This window comes from Candidatus Devosia phytovorans, from assembly GCA_029202405.1.
Classification (GTDB): domain Bacteria; phylum Pseudomonadota; class Alphaproteobacteria; order Rhizobiales; family Devosiaceae; genus Devosia; species Devosia phytovorans.
In genome coordinates this window covers 1,185,388-1,209,179 of the sequence record CP119312.1, presented here as the reverse complement: position 1 = coordinate 1,209,179, position 23,792 = coordinate 1,185,388, and the positions used below count along the sequence as shown (strand labels likewise).

The following is a 23,792-nucleotide window of genomic DNA, read 5'->3' as shown; positions in this document are numbered from 1 at the left end:
GCTTTGTGACTGTCGCTTATTCGGCGGCAGGCGCGGCGATCTTGACGGTGTTCGCCTGGCGGCGACGCTCGTCGAGGATCAGGTCGTCGCGCTTGGTCGCGATCAGCTTGGCCGAGGAGATACCGGCACCGGTACCGGCCGGGATCAGGCGGCCGACGATGACGTTTTCCTTGAGGCCTTCGAGCAGGTCGGCCTTGCCGGAAATTGCCGCTTCCGTGAGGACGCGGGTGGTTTCTTGGAACGAGGCAGCCGAGATGAACGAACGGGTCTGCAGCGAGGCCTTGGTGATACCCAGCAGAACCGGGTTCGCCGTTGCCGGCTTCTTGCCTTCGGCAACCAGGGCGTCGTTGAGCTCGTCGAAGTCCAGCTTGTCGAGCTGCTCGTCCTTGAGCATGCCCGTATCACCTGGATCCACGATCTCGACCTTCTGCAGCATCTGGCGAACGATCACCTCGATGTGCTTGTCGTTGATCAGCACGCCCTGCAGGCGATAGACCTCCTGGATTTCATTGACGAGGTAACGAGCAAGCTCTTCCACGCCCTTGATCGCCAGAATGTCATGCGGTGCCGGGTTACCGTCGAGGATGTATTCACCCTTTTCGATAGCGTCACCTTCCTGCAGGTGGAAGGGCTTGCCCTTCGGGATCAGGTATTCGACCGGATCGCCACCCTCTTCATGAGGCTCGATGATGACGCGACGCTTGTTCTTGTAGTCGCGGCCGAAGCGGATCGTGCCATCGATCTCGGCGATGATGGCGTGGTCCTTCGGACGACGGGCTTCGAACAGCTCGGCCACACGCGGCAGACCGCCGGTGATGTCCTTGGTCTTGGCCGATTCCAGCGGAATACGGGCCAGGACGTCACCCGGCGAAACCTTTTCGCCCGGCTCGACGGCGATAACCGCGTCGACGGAGAGCAGGTAACGGGCGTCGCCACCACGTTCCACCTTCTGCACGGCACCGCCACGGGCAATGGCGAGTGCGGGCTTGAGGCCCTCGCCACGCTGGTTGGTGCGCCAGTCGATGACAACGCGCTTGGTGAAGCCGGTCGCCTCGTCGGTGTTTTCCGCAACCGAAGCACCATCGACCATGTCCTCGAAGACCACTTCGCCTTCGACTTCGGCCAGCACCGGACGGGTGTAGGGATCCCATTCAGCCAGACGCTGACCACGGCGAACCGCATCACCTTCCTTGACCAGCAGCTTGGAACCATAGGTCACCTTGTGGGTGGCGCGTTCCTTGCCGTCGGCATCGAGAATGGCGAGCGAGACGTTACGGGCCATGACGACCAGCTTGCCGCCCTCGACCTTGGCGAGGCTCGGGTTACGGATGGCAATCGTGCCTTCCGCGCCGGACTCGAGGAACGAGGAGTCGACCACCTGTGCCGTGCCACCAATGTGGAACGTGCGCATGGTGAGCTGGGTACCGGGTTCACCGATCGACTGTGCGGCGATAACGCCCACAGCTTCACCCATGTTCACGGGAGTACCGCGAGCAAGATCACGGCCATAGCAGGCCGCGCAGGTGCCCTGGCGCATGTCGCAAGTCAGCGGGGAGCGGATACGGATCGACTGGATCCGGGCTTCCTCGATGACGTCGACATGCTTTTCTTCCAGCAGCGTGCCCTTGGCAGCGATCAGGTCGCCAGACAGCGGATGGAAGATGTCGTCGGCTGCCGTACGGCCCAGAACGCGCTGGCCGATGGAGGCCACGATCTGGCCGGCATCGACGATCGGTTCCATGGTCAGGCCACGCTCGGTACCGCAATCGGTCGACACGATGATCGCGTCCTGCGCCACGTCGACGAGACGACGGGTCAGGTAACCCGAGTTTGCAGTCTTCAGCGCCGTATCCGCGAGACCCTTGCGGGCACCGTGGGTGGAGTTGAAGTACTCGAGAACGTTCAGGCCTTCCTTGAAGTTAGCCGTGATCGGGGTCTCGATGATCGAGCCGTCAGGACGGGCCATCAGGCCACGCATGCCGGCAAGCTGCTTCATCTGGGCCGGCGAACCGCGGGCACCAGAGTGCGACATCATGTAGACCGAGTTGATCGGCTTCTGACGGCCGGTCTCTTCGTCGATCTGCACCTTGCGGATCGCGTCCATCATCTCTTCGGCGACCTTGTCACCGCACTTGGCCCAGGCGTCGACCACCTTGTTGTACTTTTCGCCCTGAGTGATCAGGCCGTCATTGTACTGCTGTTCGAACTCTTCGACCTGCTTACGCGCGGCTTCCACGATCGTGTACTTGGAAGCCGGGATAACCATGTCGTCCTTGCCGAACGAGATGCCGGCGTCACAGGCGTTCTTGAAACCGAGCTGCATGACGCGGTCACAGAAAATGACCGTCTCCTTCTGGCCGCAACCGCGATACACGGTGTCGATCATCTTGGAGATCATCTTCTTGGTCATCAGCTGGTTGGCCGTCGAGAACGGCACAGCCGGATGCTTGGGCAGGATCTGGCCGATCAGCATGCGGCCCGGAGTCGTTTCCACGATCTGGGTCGTCTGGTTGCCATTTTCGTCCCAATCGACGACGCGGCCCTTAATCTTGGTGTGCAGCGTGACGATCTTGCTGTCGAGCGCGTGTTCGAGCTCGGCATAGGACGAGAAGGCCATGCCTTCGCCCGGCTCGTTGTCGTTCATCAGCGACAGGTAGTAGAGGCCCAGAACAATGTCCTGCGACGGCACGATGATCGGCTGACCATTGGCGGGGTGCAGAATGTTGTTGGTGGACATCATCAGCACGCGTGCTTCCAGCTGCGCTTCGAGCGACAGCGGAACGTGCACGGCCATCTGGTCACCGTCGAAGTCAGCGTTGAAGGCCGAGCAGACAAGCGGATGCAGACGGATTGCCTTGCCTTCGATCAGCATGGGCTCGAAAGCCTGGATGCCAAGACGGTGCAGCGTCGGAGCGCGGTTCAGCAGAACCGGGTGCTCGCGGATCACTTCGTCGAGGATATCCCAGACTTCGGGCTTTTCCTTCTCGACCAGCTTCTTGGCCTGCTTCACCGTCGACGAGAAGCCCTTGGCTTCAAGACGCGAATAGATGAAGGGCTTGAACAGCTCGAGCGCCATCTTTTTGGGAAGACCGCACTGGTGCAGCTTCAGGTTCGGACCCACGGTGATGACCGAACGACCCGAATAGTCGACGCGCTTGCCGAGCAGGTTCTGGCGGAAGCGGCCCTGCTTGCCCTTGAGCATGTCGGACAGCGACTTCAGCGGACGCTTGTTGGCACCGGTGATGGTGCGGCCACGGCGGCCGTTGTCGAACAGCGCGTCCACAGCTTCCTGCAGCATGCGCTTTTCGTTGCGGATGATGATGTCCGGGGCACGGAGCTCGATCAGGCGCTTCAGGCGGTTGTTACGGTTGATCACACGACGATAGAGGTCGTTGAGATCGGACGTGGCAAAGCGGCCGCCATCCAGCGGAACCAGCGGACGCAGTTCCGGCGGGATCACGGGGATCACGGTCATGATCATCCACTCGGGCTTGTTGCCCGAGACGATGAACTGCTCGACGATCTTGAGGCGCTTGGCCAGCTTCTTCGGCTTCAGCTCGGTGGTCGACTCGGCGATTTCGACGCGCAGGTCGCCCGCGATCTTTTCGAGATCGAGGGCGAGCAGGATATCGCGAATGGCTTCGGCGCCGATCTTGGCGGTGAAGCTGTCGGCACCATACTCGTCCTGGGCATCGAGATACTGCTCTTCGGTCAGCAACTCATGCGTGGTGAAGGGCGTGAGGCCGGCGTCCAGAACGACATAGTTCTCGAAGTAGAGAATGCGTTCGATGTCTTTCAGCGTCATATCGAGCAGCAGCGCGATACGGGACGGCAGGGACTTCAGGAACCAGATATGGGCAACCGGAGCGGCCAGTTCGATATGGCCCATGCGCTCGCGACGAACGCGGCTCAGGGTGACTTCCACACCGCACTTTTCGCAGATGACGCCCTTGAACTTCATGCGCTTGTACTTGCCGCACAGGCACTCATAGTCCTTCACGGGGCCAAAGATGCGCGCGCAGAACAGACCATCGCGTTCGGGCTTGAACGTACGATAGTTGATGGTTTCTGGCTTCTTGATCTCGCCATAGGACCAGCTGAGAATCTTCTCAGGGCTCGCAATGGAGATCTTCATCTGGTCGAAAGTCTGGACCGGAACCGCCGGGTTGAACGGATCCATGACGTGGGAATGATGATTCATCAATTCTCTCCTCTTTCCGTCAGGAGCGGGCTTGCGCCTGCTCCCTCGGGAAGTGAATGGGGGTAGGAAGTGCCGGATTATTCCGCCGCTTCCTGAGGAGGTGCGAGCTCCGCTTCGGCCTGGGAGCCGTCGCCCTCGATCTCGCGCATGTCGAGTTCGACATTGAGACCGAGCGAACGGATTTCCTTGACCAGAACGTTGAAGCTCTCGGGGATGCCCGCTTCGAACGTGTCGTCGCCGCGAACGATGGCTTCGTAGACCTTGGTACGACCAGCAACGTCGTCCGACTTGATGGTGAGCATTTCCTGGAGCGTGTAAGCCGCGCCATAGGCTTCGAGAGCCCACACTTCCATCTCGCCGAAACGCTGACCGCCGAACTGGGCCTTGCCGCCGAGCGGCTGCTGGGTGACCAGCGAGTAAGGACCGATCGAACGGGCGTGGATCTTGTTGTCCACCAGGTGGTCGAGCTTGAGCATATAGATATAGCCCACGGTCACCTGACGGTCGAACTGCTCGCCCGAACGGCCGTCAAAGACGGTCGACTGGCCAGAGCCCTTGAGACCTGCACGTTCCAGCATCTCGACGATATCGGCTTCCTTGGCACCGTCGAACACCGGGGTCGCGATCGACACGCCCTTGGAAAGGTGTTCGCCGAGGCGGATGAGGCCATCGTCGTCCAGATCGGTAATCGACTCGTCACCGGCAAACAGCGAACCCACTTCCGCACGGAGCGGCTTGAGGTCACCCTTCTGCTGGTAGATGCGGACCATCTCGTCGATCTTCTTGCCCATGCCGGCGCAAGCCCAGCCCAGGTGCGTCTCGAGGATCTGGCCCACGTTCATGCGCGACGGCACGCCCAGCGGGTTCAGCACGATGTCGACCGACGTACCATCTTCGAGATACGGCATGTCTTCCACGGGAACGATGCGGGACACGACGCCCTTGTTACCGTGACGGCCGGCCATCTTGTCGCCCGGCTGGATCTTGCGCTTGGTTGCGATGAAGACCTTGACCATCTTCATCACGCCCGGCGGAAGTTCGTCACCGCGCTGCAGCTTGTCCACCTTGTCGATGAAGCGCTGCTCAAGCAGACGGCGGCTCTCTTCATACTGCGCATGAAGGGCTTCCATCTCGGCCATCACCTTGTCGTCGTCGACGGCAAACTGCCACCACTTCGAACGCGGCTGGGCTTCGAACATCTGGTCATTCAGCTTGGTGCCGACGACATAACCCTTCGGGCCAGCCGTGGCGGCCTTGCCGAACAGCATTTCCTTCAGACGTGCATAGACGTTACGGTCGAGGATCGACTGTTCGTCGTCACGGTCCTTGGCGAGACGTTCGATTTCTTCGCGCTCGATAGCCATGGCGCGCTCGTCCTTGTCGATGCCGTGGCGATTGAACACGCGCACTTCAACGACAGTACCAGCATCGCCCGGCGGAACGCGGAGCGAGGTATCACGAACGTCCGAGGCCTTTTCACCGAAGATGGCGCGGAGGAGCTTTTCTTCCGGCGTCATCGGGCTTTCGCCCTTGGGGGTGATCTTGCCGACCAGGATGTCGCCGGGAGCAACTTCGGCACCGATGTGCACGATACCCGCTTCGTCGAGGTTCTTCAGCGCTTCTTCCGACACGTTCGGAATGTCGCGCGTGATTTCTTCCGGACCAAGCTTGGTGTCGCGGGCCATCACTTCATATTCCTCGATATGGATCGAGGTGAAGACGTCCTGCATGGCGATCTTTTCGCTGAGCAGGATGGAGTCTTCGAAGTTGTAGCCGTTCCAGGGCATGAACGCGACGAGCACGTTGCGGCCCAGGGCCAGATCACCCAGTTCGGTTGACGGACCGTCGGCGATGATGTCGCCCTGGTTGACATGGTCACCCACCACGACCAGCGGACGCTGGTTGATGCAGGTCGACTGGTTCGAACGCTGGAACTTCATCAGGTTGTAGATGTCGACGCCCGACTTCGAAGCATCGGTTTCTTCCGTTGCGCGAATAACGATACGGGTGGCGTCCACCTGATCGACGATGCCCTTGCGCTTGGCGACGATGGCGGCGCCCGAGTCACGCGCCACGACAGCTTCCATGCCGGTACCGACGAAGGGCGCATGAGCGCGCAGCAGCGGCACAGCCTGACGCTGCATGTTCGAGCCCATGAGAGCACGGTTGGCGTCGTCGTTTTCGAGGAACGGGATCAGCGATGCCGCAACCGACACCATCTGCTTGGGGGAAACGTCCATAAGGTCGACGTTTTCCTTGGGCGTCAGGCCGTTGTCGCCGGCATGGCGAGCCACGACGAGGTCATGGGTCAGCGTGCCGTCGGCATTGAACTCGACGTTGGCCTGCGCGACGTAGTGCTTGGCCTCTTCCATGGCGGAGAGATAGACGACGTCGGTGGTCAGCTTGCCGTCCACGATCTTGCGGTACGGGGTCTCGATGAAACCGTACTTGTTGACGCGGGCGAAGGTCGACAGCGAGTTGATCAGACCGATATTCGGGCCTTCCGGCGTCTCGATCGGGCAGATACGACCATAGTGGGTCGGATGCACGTCGCGGACTTCAAAGCCGGCACGTTCGCGGGTCAGACCACCCGGCCCAAGCGCCGAGAGACGACGCTTGTGGGTGATTTCCGACAGCGGATTGGTCTGATCCATGAACTGCGACAGCTGCGAGGAGCCGAAGAATTCACGCACGGCGGCAGCAGCCGGCTTGGCGTTGATCAGGTCCTGCGGCATCACGGTGTCGATTTCCACCGAGCTCATGCGCTCCTTGATGGCGCGCTCCATGCGGAGCAGGCCAAGGCGATAGGAGTTTTCCATGAGTTCGCCAACCGAGCGAACGCGACGGTTGCCGAGGTTGTCGATGTCGTCGATTTCGCCACGACCATCGCGCAGGTCGACCAGCGTGCGGACGACTTCCACGATATCTTCCTTGCGCAGGGTACGCATGGTGTCAGGCGCATCGAGCTCGAGGCGCATGTTCATCTTGACGCGACCAACGGCCGACAGGTCATAGCGCTCGCTGTCGAAGAAGAGCGACTGGAACATGGCTTCGGCCGTATCGACGGTCGGCGGCTCACCGGGACGCATCACGCGGTAGATGTCGAACAGCGCGTCTTCACGCGACTCATTCTTGTCCACGGCCAGCGTGTTGCGCAGGTAGGCGCCAATGGTGATGTGGTCGATGTCGAGGATCGGCAGCTCGTCAAAGCCCAGATCAAGCAGCTTGGTCAGGGTCTTTTCGTCGATCTCGTCGCCTGCTTCCATGTAGACCTCACCGGTCTTCATGCTGATCAGGTCTTCGGCGACATACATGCCATAGAGGTCTTCATTGACCGCCAGCAGGTGCGTCAGGCCGTTTTCGGCAAGCTTCTTGGCCTGGCGGGCCGAGAGCTTCTTGCCAGCCTCATGCACGACGTCGCCGGTCTTGGCGTCGATCAGGTCATGGCTCGGCTTGGCATTCTTCATCTTCTCGGCGTCGTATGGCTTCTGCCAGCCGGTCGCCGTCTTTTCGAAGGTCAGCTTGGTGTAATAGGTGTCGAGGATTTCCTCGGCATCCATGCCAAGCGCCTTGAGCAGCGAGGTCACCGGAATCTTGCGGCGACGATCGATACGCGCATAGACCACGTCCTTGGCGTCGAACTCGATGTCGAGCCAGCTACCACGATACGGGATGATACGGCCGGCAAACAGCAGCTTGCCAGACGAATGGGTCTTGCCCTTGTCGTGGTCGAAGAACACGCCCGGCGAACGGTGCATCTGCGAGACGATGACGCGCTCGGTGCCATTGACGATGAAGGTGCCGTTCGACGTCATGAAGGGCATGTCGCCCATGTAGACGTCCTGCTCCTTGATGTCCTTGACCGAACGGGCGCCGGTTTCTTCGTCCACTTCGAACACGATCAACCGCAGCGTGACCTTGAGCGGGGCAGCGAAGGTGATGTCGCGCGCACGGCACTCGTCGATGTCATACTTGGGCTGTTCGAATTCGTATTTCACGAATTCGAGCGAAGCGGTGTTCGAAAAGTCGGTGATCGGGAAGACCGAACGGAACACGGACTGAAGCCCTTCATCGGGACGGCCACCCTTGGGCTCGTCGACGAGGAGGAACTGATCATAGGAGGCCTTCTGGACCTCGATCAGGTTGGGCATCTCCGTGACTTCGCGAATGGAACCGAAGGACTTGCGAACCTTGCGGCGGCCGTTGAACGTGGTAGCCATGAAAGCTCCTGTTTCTTTTAGCGATTGTCTCGGAGGCAGATATCCAAAACTCCGACTATCAGCCGTCGGAACTCGGGATATGTGCCCTGGGTTAGGCAGTTAGCGTGGCTTGATGACGTCAACCCTGCCCCAGCCAAGGACAGGAAGGCCGAAAACGCCAAACACCCCATGATCCATCGGATCATAGGGCAACGGACGTCAGCGTGCCTCAGACATCAAATTCGTCATATATTCCGCAAATTGCCGCCAGGAGCCTATCCACTCGGCCCGGCGAATCATCCCGTGAAAACGAGAATGTGGGATGGCACATATAGCGCCACCCCACAAATTACAAGACGTAAAGTCGAAATTACTTGAGTTCGACCTTGGCGCCAGCTGCTTCCAGCTTGGTCTTGATGTCTTCGGCTTCAGCCTTCGACACGCCTTCCTTGATCGCCTTGGGAGCGGACTCAACGAGAGCCTTGGCTTCGCCCAGGCCCAGGCCGGTGATCGCACGAACTTCCTTGATGACGTTGATCTTGTTGTCGCCGAACGAGGCGAGAACAACGTCAAATTCGGTCTTTTCTTCAGCAGCCGGAGCGGCAGCGCCACCACCAGCAGCAGCAACAGCAACCGGAGCGGCGGCGGAAACGCCCCACTTTTCTTCCAGCAGCTTCGACAGTTCGGAAGCTTCCAGAACGGTCAGGGCAGACAGGTCGTCTACGATCTTGGCGAGATCAGCCATTTGATAAATCTCTCTTTTCAGGTGTTCAGTTCAAACCGGCCGCAAATTTCAAAATTTGAGGCCATGGGGTTACGCTGCTTCGTTGCTCTTTTCCGCGTGAGCGGCCAACACGCGCGCGATACCACCAGCCGGCGCAACGATGACCGACGCGATACGGGTCGCGGGCTGCTTGAGCATCCCGGCGAGCGTAGCGCGCAGTTCGTTGAGCGACGGCATGGTCGCCAGCGCCTTGACGTTATTCGCGTCAAGCGCGGTCTTGCCCATAACGCCGCCAAGAACGACATACTTTGCGTTCTTTTCAGCAAACTTCGCCGCAATCTTGGGCGCAGTCATGGGGTCTTCCGCATAGGCGATGACGATCGGGCCGGTAAACAGGCCCGAAATGTCGGCGTGGTCGGTGTCTTTAAGAGCAAGCTTGGCAAGACGGTTCTTCGCGACCTTCACGTAGCCACCTGCAGTCTTCACCTCGCGGCGAAGCGACTCCAGATTGGCGACGGTCAGACCGGTGTTCTGCGCGAGTACGATCGATCCAGCGCCCGAGAGGGCTGACTGAAGCGATGCGACAAGCTCACGCTTTTCCGCTCTTTCCACTGCTAGTCTCCACATCAAGCCCGACAACAAGTCTGTCGGGCCATTGCCAATTGCTGCCCCCTACTCTCCGGAGAAAGAAGAGGAGCAACGGTTACATGCCTGTAAACCGCGCTGCCACGAGGGCAACTGGCCTGGTTCGAACCGCGATCACCCTGCCCTTTGGGCAGAAAATCTTGGTTGTCACCCCATCTATGCTGGCGTCGGTGGACATTAAGCTGACCCAGATTGATCAGCACCGGCAGTCTCGGACAGGACTTATTCAACTTAGGCGTGCCTAAACACTCTTCAGTTGAATATCCGGGCGGCCGAAACCGCCCGGAATTCTTTGTTTCTTAGAGAGCCGAAGCCGGCTCGACATGGACGCCAGGGCCCATGGTGGACGACACGGCGACCTTCTTGACATAGGTGCCCTTGGCGCCAGCTGGCTTGGACTTCACGACGGCGTCGGTGAAGGCCTTGATGTTCTGCAGCAGGGCTTCTTCCGAGAAGGAAACCTTGCCAACACCGGCGTGCAGGATACCGGCCTTTTCGACGCGGTATTCAACGGCGCCGCCCTTGGCTGCCTTGACGGCACCGGCGACATCGGGAGTAACCGTGCCGACCTTGGGGTTCGGCATCAGGTTGCGCGGGCCCAGGATCTTGCCCAGGCGACCGACCAGCGGCATCATGTCCGGCGTGGCAATGCAACGATCGAAATCGATCTTGCCAGACTGGATCTGTTCCATCAGGTCTTCTGCACCAACGATGTCTGCGCCAGCCTTGCGGGCTTCGTCAGCCTTGGCATCCTTGGCAAACACAGCCACTCGCACGGTCTTGCCCGTGCCGTTCGGCAGGTTCACGACGCCACGGACCATCTGGTCAGCGTGACGCGGATCAACACCGAGGTTGATGGCGATTTCGATGGTTTCGTCGAACTTCGCCGAAGCGCGCGACTTCACCATCTTCACGGCCTCATCAAGCTTGTACAGCTTGTTGCGGTCGATGCCCTCGCGGGCCTTTACGATCTTCTTGCCAGCCATCTATCAGCCCTCGACCTGAATGCCCATGGAACGGGCAGAGCCAGCAATCATCGACACAGCAGCGTCGACGTTATCGGCATTGAGATCCTTCATCTTCTTTTCGGCGATATCACGCAGCTGAGCCACGGTGATCGTACCAGCCGATTCCTTGCCCGGAAGCTTGGAACCAGACTTGAGGTTGACGGCCTTCTTGATGAAGTAGGTGACCGGCGGCTGCTTCATCTCGAAAGTGAAGCTCTTGTCGGCATAGGCGGTGATCACGACTGGAATGGGCGAACCCTTTTCCATTTCCTGCGTGGCAGCATTGAAGGCCTTGCAGAATTCCATGATGTTCAGACCGCGCTGACCCAGTGCTGGGCCGATCGGCGGGGAAGGCGTTGCGGAGCCCGCGGGCACCTGCAGCTTTACGTAGCCAACGATTTTCTTTGCCATAATCGTCTCTCAATTGGTGTGGGTCCGCTTGCGCAAACCCACGTTCTGCCCGCTGTCATGCGGACCGCTTGACGCTGTGGTACAAGGTTTAACCGGATGCTTGGCAGCAACCGCCCTCTCCCACAGATTTCACCGAGCCGAGGCCCAGTGTCGCGATTTTTGGCTGACGCCAAAAACGCTGCGGTCAGACCTTTTCGACCTGACCATATTCGAGCTCCACCGGAGTGGGACGCCCGAAAATCGAAACTTCCACCTTGAGGCGGGCGCGCTCTTCGTCGACTTCTTCCACCACGCCATTGAAGCTGGCGAAGGGACCGTCCGACACGCGCACATTCTCGCCCACTTCGAACGAGACGGAAGGCTTGGGATGTTCCACGCCTTCCTGCACCTGCTGCAGGATGCCCATGGCTTCCTTTTCCGAGATCGGCATCGGCTTGTTGTCCGAACCGAGGAAACCAGTGACCTTGGGCGTGTTCTTGATCAGATGGAACGCCTCGTCGGTCATGTCCATCTTCACCAACACATAGCCCGGGAAGAACTTGCGTTCGGCATCGACCTTGCGGCCGCGACGGATCTCGACGACCTTTTCGGTCGGAACAATCACGTCTTCAAACAGATGCTCGAGCTTCTTCTGTGCGACCTTCTGACGGATATCCTCCGCCACCTTGCGCTCGAAGTTGCTGTATGCCTGAACGATGTACCAGCGCTTGGCCATTAAGCGTCGCCGCTCCCGTATTAAATCTGTGACCCGACTAGCGGATCGAAAGCATCAGACCGACGAGCCAGGAAATAACCTGATCGGCAGCCAGGAAGAACAGGCTCGCCAGGATAACCAGCACGAGGACCATGACCGTGGAGATCAGGACTTCGTTCCGACCCGGCCAGGTAACCTTGGCGGTTTCCTGCCGGACTTGCTGCAGGAACTGGATCGGGTTCGGACGGGCCATCAGCGAATCTACTCTAGTTTTTGGTGCAAAACCAAAGGCCGCGCAGGACTCCCGCACGGCTGGAAGTTGGCTATCTAGAGAAAGTCCGTGCCAATTGCAACAGGCTGCCGCCAGATTGCCCCCGCTCTCTGACCGCCTCGCAAGAGCACAATCGTTAACGATGCATTAAATATGCTGAGAATCGCGCTTGCCGACAGCTCTGCGATCGCCTTTTATCGAATTGCGACAATATAAAGGCAGTTGGGAGCCTCTACATGTCCTCCAATGGCGCGAGCTTTGACATCAAGGGCTGCGAAGTCCGCTACTATGGCCCTCACCAGGCCATTCCTGGTCGGGTGACGGGCATTGTCCGCGTCATCGTCGAGGAGAGCTTCCGCGGCAATGTTTCTCGCTACCCTCTCGACCTCAAGGTCAAGGCCGATGTCGGAAATGTACCGACCGAACAGGTACGCACCGCCCTGCTCTCCCACGCCGCCCACCAGCTCAATCGACTCAAGGCGCGGCACACGGATGTGTTACCGGCGGCCGCTGAATAGATTGACCATTTTTGGGAACCCAGAGCGCGTCGCGGCGTTAACTTTTGGCAGGTTTGCCCCTGCGACCTCCAAAGACAGTCTCCATCGACCCCGGCTCATGCACAAGGCCGGGGTCGTCTGCTTTTTCCCGGCCCACAAGGACTAAGCGGTGGCTCGTGAGAGAGTTCTCCCCACTACGTAGAAACGTTAAAATCCTATCGATTTCATTCAGATTGCATTAGCGCTGGCGGCCTAGCTCTTGGCACATGAAAAGTTGGATCGAAAAACGTCAGCACAAGCGCGAGGCCTTGCGCATTGCTGCCACCGCCGTAATGCAGGACGGCCTGGTGCGCCAGGACGTTCTGGTGGTCAATCTGTCCCGTTCAGGCGCCATGGTCGAGCTCTGTGAGTCGATCGACCTGTCTGATGACTTCACCCTGCTGTTCAACCACTCGCTGGAGCCCTGCCACGTCGTTTGGCGCCAGGCCCAGTTCGCCGGCGTGCAGTTTTCGCACGTGATGACCGACGAGCAGCAATCCCACTTTGACTCGAGTCAAATCGTTGACGTTGTACAGGACGAACCCGTCCGGCAAGTCCCCCGCGGCCACTGACTGCGTAGACACAAAAAGGCCCCGACACGAGGTGCCGGGGCCAGTGACTGCTTTGGAGAGCTGTCTGAACCTAGAACTTGTAGTTCAGGCCAACGCGCGCAACGTGGGCGGTCAGGTCGGTATCGAGCGTGCCGCCGACAACAGCAAAATCCTTGCTGCCGAAGTCAGCGTACAGGTATTCACCCTTCACGGTGATGTTGTCGGTGACGGCGTATTCAAGACCGGCGCCAATGGCGTAGCCGACGTAAGTCTCGTCTTCATCAAGGATGGTGCCAGCAAGCGCGTCGACGACAGTTGCCGAACCATTGGCCCAGGCAACACCGCCCGTTACGTAAGGGAGGAAGCGGTCAACGGCTACGCCGGCGCGAGCACGAACAGTGCCGAACGATTCGATACCGACATCGAAGCTACCGATACCGGCAACTGCGAGTTCGCGGCTCAGATCAGAAAACTGGAAGTCGGCTTCAGCGCCGAGCACAAAGCCGCCGAAATCGTGGTTGTAACCAACCTGAGCACCGCCCAGGACGCCGTCGATATCGTCGATCACAACTGTGCCGGCAACGTCACCCAGCTCATATTCCGACCAGCCATAGCCAAGATTCACGCCGGCATAAAAGCCGGACCAGTCATAGGCACTGGTCTGAGCCGTGACCGCGGGCTGATCGAGAATGAGCAGATCAGCGGAGAAAGCGGTCGATGTCGAAAGAACGCCGGCAATAGCGGCAAGTACAAACTTATTCATATGCAAAGATTCCCCAAAAGGTAACGACCGGAGAAGTATCGGCAATAAATCTTCAACACACTAAAGAATGGCAGGCGCGCCACATTATTGCCCCACATGTGGCCTTGGCATCACTCGGACTCCGAATGAATGCATGAAATTGCATCACGGACGCGTGATGAGAGCAGTGTATTTGGGCGCAAACTGCTTTGTTTGAGGTGTGCCGCATTCGACGGTGCCGACGTCACAGCGGCCTTAACCATTTCGATCACGGGCCCGTGTAGGCTTTCGGGGCGTTACCAACACAGAGGAAGACAATGAAGAAGTTCGCACCGATTGCCGTCGTCATGCTGGCGGCCCTCACCCTCTCGGCCTGCACATCGACCCAGCGTACGGTCAGCGGCGCGGCCATCGGCGGCGCTGGTGGTGCCTTGGTGGGCGGCGCTCTGGGCGGCTATGGCGGCGCGATCGTCGGCGGCGCAGGCGGCGCTGCGGCGGGCGCCCTGATTGCCAACAACTAAGGCCGGCGTTGGCCCAACAATCAGCCCCAGCCGTTTGGCTGGGGCTTTTTTGTCAGCAAAAACAACACTCGCCGAATTGCCTCTGCAATAGCGGAAACCAGTGAGTCAGATAAAGCTTAGCCAGATACGCCAGCCAACCCAGATCACCAGAGCCCAGGACGCAATGGCGAGCGAAATCAAAGCAATAGGGCGCGGTATAGCCTTTCGCGCCTGTTGAATTACAGAAGGAGTTCTGTATCTGGCCATCAGCTTTTGCTCGCTCAGGTAAGATGAAATCTTCAACTCGGTAGAAATGAACAATCAAACAAACCTGAAGTAGTAAGGTTAACTGATGGTGTAGATGGCGGACGACCGCCTGCCATGGCAGGTTCCGCTCGAGCCTGGCGAATGCCTGGAACGCCCACGAGATCGCCGAGGAGCGCGATCCGGTTCCTGACAACGCCAGAGGTCGTCATGCCGTCAAACTACGCCTCAACACCCACGTGGCAGCGCCTGCGCATCGCCGCGATGTGGCTCTTCCTCGCTCCGCTGATCTTGTTCCTGGGCATGGCCGATGTGCTGAGCAATGGCCGCACGCGCAATTGGCCGTTAGGCGAAGTTCCACGCGAAGACGAGCCAGGCTAGTGCGACCGCGACCAGCCAGGCCGCAACGGCGAGATACAGAATCAAATGGCGCGGCATGACGCTTCTCCCTCGATCGTTTGATCGAGGAGCCGCGTTACCGAATGCCCGCCATGTTCGATAAGATTGCGACTTCCACAGCCTGTTCCAGCGGGCGACGCGCGCCACACCGGACAACGGCAAGAAGTCGTCCAGCATGCTTGCTGCCGGCTGGACTGTCGACGATGTTGGAAAAATGCCTGGCAGGGGCTGGGGGACTCGAACCCACGACCCTCGGTTTTGGAGACCGATGCTCTACCAACTGAGCTAAACCCCTTCAGGCGAGCTACCGTCTAATGGCAATGCTCGCGTTTCGCAAGACCCCTTTGCACCTCTAGCTCCAGATATGGGGAACCAGCGGAATGGCCATCACCACACAACCGATCAGCGCCACGAGAAAAGCGATGGATCGCCACGGTGCCAGGGCATTCATGTAGCAGGGATAGTGCGCCACGCGCCCAAACAGATAGAGCGCGCCGCCCACGATGGACAGCCACCCCGCTTCACCCAGCACTAGCGAAAGCACGGCCAGCGTTAGAAAAACCGGCAAGGTCTCCTGCAGATTCGCCAGCGCACGCCGCGAACGCGCCAGCTCGCGGCTCGGCTCGGGCAGATCGTCGCGCGGCCCCATCTGGGCATCATTGCCCACCTGCAGCGACAGGTAGCGACCCGGCTGCATCACCTGAAACAGCAGCAGGAGAAGCACCAGAAAAATCAACAAAAGCATGACCTAGACCTCAAATGACGGGCGACTTGCCCGTGTCCCTAACGCATCAAAGGACCAATACGATCACCATTTACAAGCGCGCCTTCGCGACGAATAACTAAGGCGCGAGATTCAGGAAGCGTCGGCGGGCACCGATTTAACGTCGCGGGCCACGGCCCCGAAAGGATTGACGATGCGTCTTATTCTGGCCCTGGCCATGTTCCTGCTCACCCCTGCCATGGCCTTTGCCCATACCGGCGTCGGTCATGAGGTCGGCTTCATCCATGGTATGGAGCACCCGATCGGCGGCATCGACCACGTGCTGGCCATGGTCGCCGTCGGCGTTTTCGCTTTCGTGCTGGGAGGCCGGGCATTGATCGTGGTGCCAATCAGCTTTGTGGCGATGATGGTCGCAGGCTTCGCTCTGGGTGTAGCGCAGGTGGACGTGCCTTTTGTCGAGCTCGGCATTGCGCTCTCCAGCGTCATCATCGGCGCAGCAGCTGCCCTTGGTCGCCCGATGCCAGTGGCCTTGGCCGCCGCACTGGTTGGCGTATTCGCCATCTTTCACGGCCATGCTCACGGCTCTGAAATGCCAGGCGACACCAGCGGCCTGGCCTATGCTGCCGGCTTCGTTCTCGCCACTGCCCTGCTCCACCTCGCTGGTATTGCCGCCTCCGCCGGCGTTGCCCGCATCATTGGCCGCTATGGCAAGCTTGCGGCGCAGCTCGCCGGCGGCCTCTTTGCCCTGGGTGGCATCGGCGTGCTGGCCGGCTGGCTCTAACTCGCCACAACACCGTGGACTGACAGCCTTTCTCGCATCGGGAGGGGTTGTCAGCGGCCTCCACACCGCGCTATTGGCTTTCCCGTCGCTTCGCGACCTTGCGGGTATAGCTCAGTGGTAGAGCAGCAGCCTTCCAAGCTGAATATGCGGGTTCGATTCCCGCTACCCGCTCCAATCCCCTCATAAACAATCGATTGACCGCGTAGCCCATGAGTCTCCGCGCAATACTCGATGGCGGCTCTCAGGCAATTTTTGCGATCTGGCAAGTCGCCCCAAATCCAAAAGACAATACCGCAACACATCGGCCGGCCAAGCCAATCCTCTGTCAGTCAATAAATTAAGACTCGACCAATATAAGTTTCCGCGCTTGAATAAGAACACCTAGTGAGGGAGTTCAAGTTGCGACAGTACTTGATCAGATTACTCAGGGACCGCGCGCTGAACGAGGGCAAGAGCGTTCGTTTGTGGCGCAAGTTCGGATCGCCCTCGATCCAGGACTGGGGCGAATACCTCAAGCGGCACGGCAACTTTCACAGTTTCGGCGAAGGCAATTGGATCAATCCGGCAGCTTTTTTTGCCGACCCTGTCAGCACCTGTATCGGCAACAATGTGCATATCGCCGGAGGGTTTTTCACCTGTCACGACGGCAGCGTGAACATGATCAACCTGGCCCTGGGCACGAAGCTGGACTCAGTGGCCCCGATCCGTATCCACGATGATGTTTTCATCGGCGCGCACACGATCATCTTGCCGGGCGTCTCGATCGGCCCGCGGGCCGTCATCGGCGCAGGCGCCGTGGTCAGCCGCGACGTTCCCGAAAATTCGGTTGCCGTGGGTAGCCCGGCCAAGGTCGTCGCCTCGCTCGACGACTATATCGAGAAGCTGAGGGCGCGAAACCTGGACTATCCCTGGCGCGGGCTGATCGAGCAACGTGTCGGCGAACACGATCCTGCGCTCGAACCCGAATTGCAGAGGCTGCGCAAGCAGCACTGGTTCGGCCCCCATCCGTGGCAGGCCAAATCGGCCAGGAGACCGGGGACCCGACCCAGCACTGCAGCCCCATGAGGCTGCGGGCTCAGCGCTAACCCTTGCCAAGCCGACAACCATGCTGTTTGTCTGCCCGCGCACCGACAACTGCTACTTGAGACTCCATGCCTATCCTAGACCCCGCCTTCGCCGACCGGCTGTCCATTGCGCTTGCCGCTGGACGGCAGGAGTTCATTACTCTGCTCACGGCCCAGTTCCTCGCCCTGCCCGGCCTGCGCACCGCAACTTGGCTAGCCATCCTGCCCGACCGCTCGCGCACTGACCGAATTGGCACGTCTGATCCAAAAGTCTTTCCCATCGGCGGCTTCGATATCATCAGGGACGACGACCCGTGGTGCATGCGCATTCTCGGCGAAAAACGGCCTGTCGTCTGCAACTCGCCCACCGAAATGTTCGATTTCCTTCCGGGCGAGGCTCAGGTCTTGATCGACATGGGTTTTACCTGCAACCTGTCGGCGCCCATGATCATTGATGGGGAAACGCGTGGCACCGTGAACATTCTGGGCGATGCCGGTGCGCTGACACCGGAAACGCTCGCCGAAGTGTCCCGCCTGTTGACCATCGCTGCCCTGGTCTTCACCTTCCGCGATCGGAAGGCCGCCTGAACCCACTGAGATTGAGGCTGCTTTACGGCATGCGCAACGCGCATTGCAGCGTCACTTTCATATGGTTGACCGCATCTTCGCATCATTTTCCTCTTGGGGTTCGCTGCAACCCAAGCCAGCCGGTTCGCGCTGGGACAGGAGATGCGCTGTTGCTCAGGATACTCTACCTGGTCTTCAACCTTGCCGACCCGGCCGTAGCGCGCCGGATAGCCATGTTCCAACTCGGGGGTGCCAGCGTGGAAATCGCTGGCTTCCGCCGTTCGGACGCGACCTTGCCAGATCTCGGCCTCGACACGGCAATCGAGCTCGATATCACTCATGACGGCCGCATGCTGCACCGCGTCTTCGCGACGGCGCGCGCCAGCTACACCACGCGCGTCTGGGGCAAGGCGTTCAGCCGGCCCGATGTCATTGTCGCCCGCAATCTTGAAATGCTGGCCATTGCCAACCGGCTGCGCGCATTGTGGCCCGATCCGCCGCGCGTCGTCTATGAATGCCTCGACATCCATCGCCTGATGCTGCGGCAGGATGGCCTGGGAAAGGGCATGCGGGGTATGGAGCAGCGGCTGATGCGTGCCGCCGACCTGCTGCTGACCAGCTCTCCCGCCTTCATGGCCAATCACTTCGACCTGCATGGCGCGCCCCCCGCGCTCCTGGTTGAAAACAAGGTGTTTGGCCTCAAGGACACCGGCAGCAATCCGGCGCTCGATCAGGAGCCCGACATTATCCGCCTCGGCTGGTTCGGCGCCCTGCGCTGCCACAAGTCGCTTACGGCGCTGGACGCTGTGTCGCGCAGCATAAATGGCAAGCTGGATGTTACGCTTCGCGGCCGCCCGGCCCGTACCGAATTCTCCGACTTCGACGCCACCACCGAAGCCGCGCCGCATCTCAACTACGCGGGCGTTTACTGCTATCCCGACGACCTGCCGGACATTTATTCCGCCGTGCATTTCGTCTGGGCTATCGACTTTTTCGAAGAAGGCCAGAATTCGTCCTGGCTATTGCCCAACCGCATCTACGAAGGCTGCCTCAATGGCGCCATCCCGATCGCTTTGGCCGACACGGAAACTGCTGCCTTCATCACACGCCTCGGCATTGGCGTGGTGATTCCCGATATCGAGCAGCAAACCTTGCACGACCTGTTCCACTCCATGACGCCGGAGCGCATCCGGATCCTCGCCGAGGCTGTTGCCGCGCAGGACCGATCCCACTTCCTCTGTGAAACCGAAGAATGCCGGACGCTGGTCGATCGCCTCGCCGGACGCCCCCTTGCCCAAGATCAGCTGGAGGTGGCCGCATGAGCCCCCGCACAATCATCATCGTCCCGACCCTCAACGAAGCCAGACATCTCGGGTCCCTGCTCGACCTGCTACTGGTGGAAGCCGAAGCGCTCGACGCCCACATCGTCGTCGCCGACGGTGGCAGCACCGACGGCACGCAGGACATCGCTACCGAAAAATCGGGCCCGCGCATTTCGCTGATGCACAATCCGCATCGAATCCAGTCAGCGGCGATCAATCTGGCCGTGGCCGAATTCGGTGACGGTGCGGACTATCTCATCCGCATCGATGCCCACGGCGCCTATCCGGCCGGCTATTGCCAGCAGCTCGTGGCGGAGGCCGACGAACGCAATGTCGCCAGCGTCGTTGTGCCCATGACCACCGTTGGCCACGACTCGTTCCAGCGCGCCGTGGCGACGGCACAGAACTCCTCCATCGGCACGGGCGGCTCGGCACATCGCACCGGCAAGCATGCCGGCCCGGTCGATCATGGCCATCACGCGCTGATGCACGTCGACGCCTTCCGCGCCGTCGGAGGCTATGACGAAACCTTCCGCTGCAATGAGGATGCCGAACTCGATTTCCGCCTGCGTCAGGCCGGGCATAGCATCTGGCTGACCGACCGCACCGGGATGACCTACTATCCGCGCTCGACCATGTCCGGCTTGTTCCGCCAGTATTTCGGCTATGGCGGCGGACGCGCCCGCAATATTCTCAAACACCGCATGCGCCCACGCATCCGCCAGATGGTGCCGCTGGCCATCCTCCCGGTCGTGCTGCTGGCAGCGCTTTCGGTCTGGCATTGGGTCTTCCTCATCCCCCTCGCCTTCTGGGGCGTGGTCTGCATCACCCTCGGCATGCAGGCGGCCAAGAAGCACTATCCCGAATATGGCATGCCCATGAGCCTATCCCCGCTGGTGGGCTGGGCGGCAATGATCATGCATTTCGCGTGGTCATCCGGCTTCTGGCTGCATGTGTTGCAGCAGCCCTTCCAGCGCAAGGTGGTCTGACCTCATGGCCAGAATCGACATCTGCATCTGTACCTTCCGCCGCCCCTTCCTCGCCGAGACGCTGCGCTCGGTTGCCAATCTCGCGACAGGCGGCCACGAGATCCGCGTCATCATCGCTGACAATGACGACACCCCATCCGCCAAGGCCCGCGTCATCGCACTCGCCGGCGACTTTCCCTTTCCGATCGAATATCTGCACGCCCCGGCTGCCAATATCTGCATCGCCCGGAACGCCTGCCTCGATGCTGCCAAGGGCGATTTCATCGCCTTCATCGACGACGATGAACTGGTGACCGAAGGCTGGCTGCTTGCGCTGTTGGACAAAGCAGAAGCCGGCAAGGCGACGGCAGTGCTTGGTCCGGTGAAGGCCCTTTATGCGCCCGAGGCTCCCGGCTGGATGGTGCGCGGCGACTTCCACTCGACCCTGCCCGTCCATGTCTGGGGCGAAATCCGCACCGGCTACACCTGCAACGTGCTGATCCCCTGGACCGCGCCCTTCAACGCACTGCGTTTCGATCTCAAGCTGGGCAAGTCGGGCGGCGAGGACACCGATTTCTTCTACCGCCTCACCGATCTCGGCGGCACCATCGACTATGCGCCCGACGCGCTGGTGGAAGAACCCGTTCCGCCGCAGCGGGCCACCATGTCCTGGCTTGTGGCGCGACGCCTTCGCTCCGGCCAGACCCATGGCATGCTGCTGACCGGGCCACGTCTGCGCAGCATTCCTCCTGTTGCCGCAAAGATAGTCTATTGCTGCCTCATGACCGGGCTAACAGCCTTCTCGCCCATCAAGCGCCGCCGCAATTGGTTGCGCGCCACCCTCCATATCGGTGTTGCCGGCGGCCTTCTGGGCCAGCGCCAGGCCGAGCATTACGGGCAGACCAGCGCATCGTGAACGGCGCGCATCCTTTCAAAGCGGAGTATTGATCATGCTGGAAAAAGCCGGATACCCGGAGGCCCTGGCGCCCCAGCCATCCGATCTCAAGACGATCGACTTGGATCACATCTTCTCGCTGCTGCGGCGGCAGGCACTGGTCGTCGGTCTCTGCATCGCCGTTGCGCTGGCACTTGCCATCTTCTACCTGACGCTGGCGCCACGCAGCTATATGTCCGCCGGCCAATTGCTGATCGACAAAAATCTTGAGCAGGTCGCCCAGAACGGCCAGACCCAGGCCGTCAGCGCCACCGATCTTGAAGCGCAGGTGCTCAACCAGATCGAGGTGCTGCGGTCCAGCCGTGTCGCCAAGACCGTGGCGGAAACGGAAAATCTGATGACCGATCAGGACTTCCTCAATCCCCCGCCGTCCTTCAGCCAACGCGTCAAGGGCCTGGTCGGTTTGGGCGGCGGTGATGCACCCGATCAGCTCGAAGCCAGCCTTGACGAAGTGGTCGGCATGCTGCGCGCCAATGTGCAGGTCGAACGAATGGGCCGCAGCTCGATTATCCGTGTCGGCTATGAAGCCGCTGACCCCGCTCTCGCCCAGCGCATTGCCAGCGCCTATGCCCAGGCCCTGGTGCAGGACCAGCTCAACGCCGAACTCGAAGCCACCAGTGCCGCGGCCGACTGGTTGCAGCAGCGCCTCGCCGAAATCGGCGAAAGCCAGCGCCAGGCGAGCCTTGCCATCGAGCAATATCGCCAGGAATCCGGCCTTTCCGTCGGCCAGGACCAGACGCTGACCACCCAGCGTATCCAGACCATGTCGACCCAGCTTGCCGAAGCGCAGGCCGAAACCGCGCGCCTCCGCGCCCTGTCCGGTCAGCTCGAAAGCGTCATCGCGGCCGGGCCGGAATCGGCATCCAACTATCTCGCCCTGCTCAGTGGCTCACAGACCGATCCGACAGAAGTGGCGACCTTGCGCAATCAGGTGGCAACGCTGACCAGTCGCATCGGCGAAATCGAGACCACCTACGGTCCCGATCACCCGCAACTGGTGACGCTGCGTGCCGAGAAGACCGCTCTCGACGGCCGCATCTACGCGCTGCTGCAAAACCTCAACCAGCAGTATCAGACCCAGCTCAGCATCGCCCAGCAGCAGGAAAGCGGCATGCGCGCCGACATCGATGCCGAAGGCCAAAGCGCTGGCGCCGTCAGCCAGGAAGCCGTGCGCCTCAACGAGCTGCAGCAGCGTTCCGACGCCCTGCGCGCGCTCTACAACAGCTATCTCACGTCCTACGAGGAAGCCGTGCAGCGTCAGAGCTTCCCCATTCCCTCGGTCCGTATCGTCACCGACGCCCTGCTGCCGAGCGATCCGTCCAGCCCGCGCACTGTGGTGATCCTGGCTGCCGCCATCATTGCCGGCAGCTTCCTCGGCGCCGTTCTGGGCATGCTCAACGAGTTGCGCGAACGCGGTTTCCGCACCGGTGCACAGGTGCGCCAGCAGCTCGGCCTGCGCTTCCTCGGCTATATGCCGCGCCTGCAGATCGATGGCCGCGGCACGCTCATTGAACGCCAGAAGGCCATACGCCCGCTGGTACGCGGTGCCCTTGGCTCGCGCATCGGCCGTCGCTGGGGCGCGCCCTTCATGGAAACGCTCAAATCGACACGCCTGGTGTTGCAGCCGATCGCAGACCGTAGCACGGCCGTCGTGGGGATCTTGTCCATTCTTCCCGATGAGGGCAAGTCGACCTATGCCATTTCGCTGGCCGAGATGCTGACCGCAATCGGCTCGCGGGTGCTGCTGATCGACGGCGACGTCAACGGCGGCCGTCCCGGCATGCCGCAACGCATCCTCCCTTCCCAGCAGGGCGACTGGCGCCAGGCAGCCGTGGCCGACCACGAAACCGGCATGGTGACGCTTTCGGCCGCCGCGCCCGAAGCCGGCGGTGGCGATCTCTCCAGCATTGCCATGCAGCGCGTGCTGGCCGAGGCCCGCGGCCAATTCGACTATGTCATCATCGACCTGCCCCCGCTCGGTCCGGATATTGATGCGCTTTCAGTCCTGCCCTTTACTGACGCCAGCGTACTCGTCACCGAATGGGGCCGCACCCCTCGCCGCCTGCTGCGCAGCGTGCTGGAACGTGAGCCCGAGCTGGCCGATCACATCACTGGCGTCGTGCTCAACAAGGTCGACCTCGGCGCCCTGCCCAAGTTTACCGACATGGGCGGCCTGGAACACTTCGCCTATCGCGACCAGAAGTCCCTGCCCCATGTGGTGGACGCGACGCCCAACTAGGCGTTGCCACCAAGGACCGCCCAGCAAA

21 protein-coding genes and 2 tRNA genes are annotated in these 23,792 nt (G+C 60.6%); 12 read left to right on the top strand and 11 right to left on the bottom strand.

Going from position 1 to position 23,792, the window contains the following annotated elements; genetic code table 11:
• Window positions 1-16: 16 nt before the first annotated feature.
• The 8 genes from rpoC to secE form a co-directional block, all read right to left on the bottom strand.
• On the bottom strand, window positions 17-4,201 hold the full coding sequence (gene rpoC, locus P0Y65_06135) for a DNA-directed RNA polymerase subunit beta' (protein ID WEK05830.1): 4,185 nt from the start codon (window positions 4,199-4,201) through the stop codon (window positions 17-19).
• A gap of 77 nt (window positions 4,202-4,278) precedes the next feature.
• On the bottom strand, window positions 4,279-8,421 hold the full coding sequence (gene rpoB / locus P0Y65_06130; GenBank protein ID WEK05829.1) for a DNA-directed RNA polymerase subunit beta: 4,143 nt from the start codon (window positions 8,419-8,421) through the stop codon (window positions 4,279-4,281).
• A gap of 349 nt (window positions 8,422-8,770) precedes the next feature.
• Complete coding sequence (gene rplL / locus P0Y65_06125) at window positions 8,771-9,145, bottom strand: 50S ribosomal protein L7/L12 (protein WEK05828.1); 375 nt, start codon at window positions 9,143-9,145, stop codon at window positions 8,771-8,773.
• Between the two features lie 69 nt (window positions 9,146-9,214).
• A complete protein-coding gene (gene rplJ / locus P0Y65_06120; GenBank protein ID WEK05827.1) occupies window positions 9,215-9,736 on the bottom strand; it encodes a 50S ribosomal protein L10 in 522 nt (173 codons plus the stop codon).
• A 332-nt stretch (window positions 9,737-10,068) separates the two neighbouring features.
• A complete protein-coding gene (gene rplA, locus P0Y65_06115) occupies window positions 10,069-10,755 on the bottom strand; it encodes a 50S ribosomal protein L1 (GenBank protein WEK05826.1) in 687 nt (228 codons plus the stop codon).
• Window positions 10,756-10,758: 3 nt separating this feature from the next.
• The gene (rplK, locus tag P0Y65_06110) at window positions 10,759-11,187 is read right to left on the bottom strand and encodes a 50S ribosomal protein L11 (GenBank protein WEK05825.1); all 429 of its coding nucleotides are present in this window, start codon (window positions 11,185-11,187) and stop codon (window positions 10,759-10,761) included.
• 184 nt (window positions 11,188-11,371) lie between these two features.
• Entirely contained in the window at window positions 11,372-11,902 is a 531-nt protein-coding gene (nusG, locus tag P0Y65_06105) for a transcription termination/antitermination protein NusG (protein WEK05824.1), read from the bottom strand.
• A gap of 37 nt (window positions 11,903-11,939) precedes the next feature.
• Window positions 11,940-12,137, bottom strand: coding sequence for a preprotein translocase subunit SecE (gene secE / locus P0Y65_06100; protein WEK06741.1), 198 nt, complete (start codon window positions 12,135-12,137; stop codon window positions 11,940-11,942).
• A 251-nt stretch (window positions 12,138-12,388) separates the two neighbouring features.
• Here secE and P0Y65_06095 point away from each other — a divergent pair, with 251 nt between their 5' ends.
• A complete protein-coding gene (locus tag P0Y65_06095) occupies window positions 12,389-12,670 on the top strand; it encodes a hypothetical protein (GenBank protein ID WEK05823.1) in 282 nt (93 codons plus the stop codon).
• A 245-nt stretch (window positions 12,671-12,915) separates the two neighbouring features.
• The gene (locus tag P0Y65_06090) at window positions 12,916-13,260 is read left to right on the top strand and encodes a PilZ domain-containing protein (GenBank protein WEK05822.1); all 345 of its coding nucleotides are present in this window, start codon (window positions 12,916-12,918) and stop codon (window positions 13,258-13,260) included.
• A gap of 70 nt (window positions 13,261-13,330) precedes the next feature.
• Here the strand turns inward: P0Y65_06090 and P0Y65_06085 are convergent, their stop codons facing one another.
• Window positions 13,331-14,002 (bottom strand): porin family protein, encoded by a 672-nt coding sequence (locus P0Y65_06085; protein WEK06740.1) that lies wholly within the window; start codon window positions 14,000-14,002, stop codon window positions 13,331-13,333.
• 296 nt (window positions 14,003-14,298) lie between these two features.
• On the opposite strand from P0Y65_06085, the gene P0Y65_06080 reads away from it, so the two are divergent.
• Entirely contained in the window at window positions 14,299-14,502 is a 204-nt protein-coding gene (locus P0Y65_06080) for a hypothetical protein (protein WEK05821.1), read from the top strand.
• Window positions 14,503-14,955: 453 nt separating this feature from the next.
• A complete protein-coding gene (locus P0Y65_06075; GenBank protein ID WEK05820.1) occupies window positions 14,956-15,126 on the top strand; it encodes a hypothetical protein in 171 nt (56 codons plus the stop codon).
• A gap of 237 nt (window positions 15,127-15,363) precedes the next feature.
• On the opposite strand, the gene P0Y65_06070 is transcribed toward P0Y65_06075, so the two are convergent.
• Window positions 15,364-15,439: transfer RNA gene (locus P0Y65_06070), tRNA-Trp, on the bottom strand.
• 57 nt (window positions 15,440-15,496) lie between these two features.
• Window positions 15,497-15,889 (bottom strand): MAPEG family protein, encoded by a 393-nt coding sequence (locus P0Y65_06065; protein WEK05819.1) that lies wholly within the window; start codon window positions 15,887-15,889, stop codon window positions 15,497-15,499.
• A gap of 172 nt (window positions 15,890-16,061) precedes the next feature.
• Here P0Y65_06065 and P0Y65_06060 point away from each other — a divergent pair, with 172 nt between their 5' ends.
• The 8 genes from P0Y65_06060 (at window position 16,062) to P0Y65_06025 (ending at window position 23,764) form a co-directional block, all read left to right on the top strand.
• A complete protein-coding gene (locus tag P0Y65_06060; protein WEK05818.1) occupies window positions 16,062-16,649 on the top strand; it encodes a HupE/UreJ family protein in 588 nt (195 codons plus the stop codon).
• Between the two features lie 100 nt (window positions 16,650-16,749).
• Window positions 16,750-16,823 (top strand) — tRNA-Gly (locus tag P0Y65_06055).
• Between the two features lie 237 nt (window positions 16,824-17,060).
• Entirely contained in the window at window positions 17,061-17,714 is a 654-nt protein-coding gene (locus tag P0Y65_06050) for an acyltransferase (GenBank protein ID WEK05817.1), read from the top strand.
• Between the two features lie 86 nt (window positions 17,715-17,800).
• Window positions 17,801-18,301: a GAF domain-containing protein gene (locus tag P0Y65_06045; GenBank protein WEK05816.1), complete on the top strand. Its 501-nt coding sequence runs from the start codon at window positions 17,801-17,803 to the stop codon at window positions 18,299-18,301.
• A gap of 149 nt (window positions 18,302-18,450) precedes the next feature.
• Entirely contained in the window at window positions 18,451-19,602 is a 1,152-nt protein-coding gene (locus tag P0Y65_06040) for a glycosyl transferase family 1 (GenBank protein ID WEK05815.1), read from the top strand.
• The gene (locus tag P0Y65_06035) at window positions 19,599-20,591 is read left to right on the top strand and encodes a glycosyltransferase family 2 protein (protein ID WEK05814.1); all 993 of its coding nucleotides are present in this window, start codon (window positions 19,599-19,601) and stop codon (window positions 20,589-20,591) included. The genes P0Y65_06040 and P0Y65_06035 overlap by 4 nt, the downstream gene beginning before the upstream one ends.
• Before the next feature lie 4 nt (window positions 20,592-20,595).
• Window positions 20,596-21,486: a glycosyltransferase family 2 protein gene (locus P0Y65_06030; protein ID WEK05813.1), complete on the top strand. Its 891-nt coding sequence runs from the start codon at window positions 20,596-20,598 to the stop codon at window positions 21,484-21,486.
• Window positions 21,487-21,520: 34 nt separating this feature from the next.
• The gene (locus P0Y65_06025) at window positions 21,521-23,764 is read left to right on the top strand and encodes a Wzz/FepE/Etk N-terminal domain-containing protein (protein ID WEK05812.1); all 2,244 of its coding nucleotides are present in this window, start codon (window positions 21,521-21,523) and stop codon (window positions 23,762-23,764) included.
• The last annotated feature ends 28 nt before the right edge of the window (window positions 23,765-23,792 follow it).

What these genes read in the sequence shown, in the direction of transcription:
- P0Y65_06085 (WEK06740.1), bottom strand. Translation starts at nt 14,002, where the DNA reads ATGAATAAGTTTGTACTTGCCGCTATTGCCGGCGTTCTTTCGACATCG.
- P0Y65_06075 (WEK05820.1), top strand. Translation starts at nt 14,956, where the DNA reads ATGCCGTCAAACTACGCCTCAACACCCACGTGGCAGCGCCTGCGCATC.
- rpoB (WEK05829.1), bottom strand. Translation starts at nt 8,421, where the DNA reads ATGGCTACCACGTTCAACGGCCGCCGCAAGGTTCGCAAGTCCTTCGGT.
- rpoC (WEK05830.1), bottom strand. Translation starts at nt 4,201, where the DNA reads ATGAATCATCATTCCCACGTCATGGATCCGTTCAACCCGGCGGTTCCG.
- nusG (WEK05824.1), bottom strand. Translation starts at nt 11,902, where the DNA reads ATGGCCAAGCGCTGGTACATCGTTCAGGCATACAGCAACTTCGAGCGC.
- P0Y65_06025 (WEK05812.1), top strand. Translation starts at nt 21,521, where the DNA reads ATGCTGGAAAAAGCCGGATACCCGGAGGCCCTGGCGCCCCAGCCATCC.
- rplA (WEK05826.1), bottom strand. Translation starts at nt 10,755, where the DNA reads ATGGCTGGCAAGAAGATCGTAAAGGCCCGCGAGGGCATCGACCGCAAC.
- P0Y65_06035 (WEK05814.1), top strand. Translation starts at nt 19,599, where the DNA reads ATGAGCCCCCGCACAATCATCATCGTCCCGACCCTCAACGAAGCCAGA.
- P0Y65_06030 (WEK05813.1), top strand. Translation starts at nt 20,596, where the DNA reads ATGGCCAGAATCGACATCTGCATCTGTACCTTCCGCCGCCCCTTCCTC.
- P0Y65_06095 (WEK05823.1), top strand. Translation starts at nt 12,389, where the DNA reads ATGTCCTCCAATGGCGCGAGCTTTGACATCAAGGGCTGCGAAGTCCGC.
- P0Y65_06090 (WEK05822.1), top strand. Translation starts at nt 12,916, where the DNA reads ATGAAAAGTTGGATCGAAAAACGTCAGCACAAGCGCGAGGCCTTGCGC.
- P0Y65_06080 (WEK05821.1), top strand. Translation starts at nt 14,299, where the DNA reads ATGAAGAAGTTCGCACCGATTGCCGTCGTCATGCTGGCGGCCCTCACC.
- P0Y65_06060 (WEK05818.1), top strand. Translation starts at nt 16,062, where the DNA reads ATGCGTCTTATTCTGGCCCTGGCCATGTTCCTGCTCACCCCTGCCATG.
- P0Y65_06065 (WEK05819.1), bottom strand. Translation starts at nt 15,889, where the DNA reads ATGCTTTTGTTGATTTTTCTGGTGCTTCTCCTGCTGCTGTTTCAGGTG.
- rplL (WEK05828.1), bottom strand. Translation starts at nt 9,145, where the DNA reads ATGGCTGATCTCGCCAAGATCGTAGACGACCTGTCTGCCCTGACCGTT.
- P0Y65_06045 (WEK05816.1), top strand. Translation starts at nt 17,801, where the DNA reads ATGCCTATCCTAGACCCCGCCTTCGCCGACCGGCTGTCCATTGCGCTT.
- rplK (WEK05825.1), bottom strand. Translation starts at nt 11,187, where the DNA reads ATGGCAAAGAAAATCGTTGGCTACGTAAAGCTGCAGGTGCCCGCGGGC.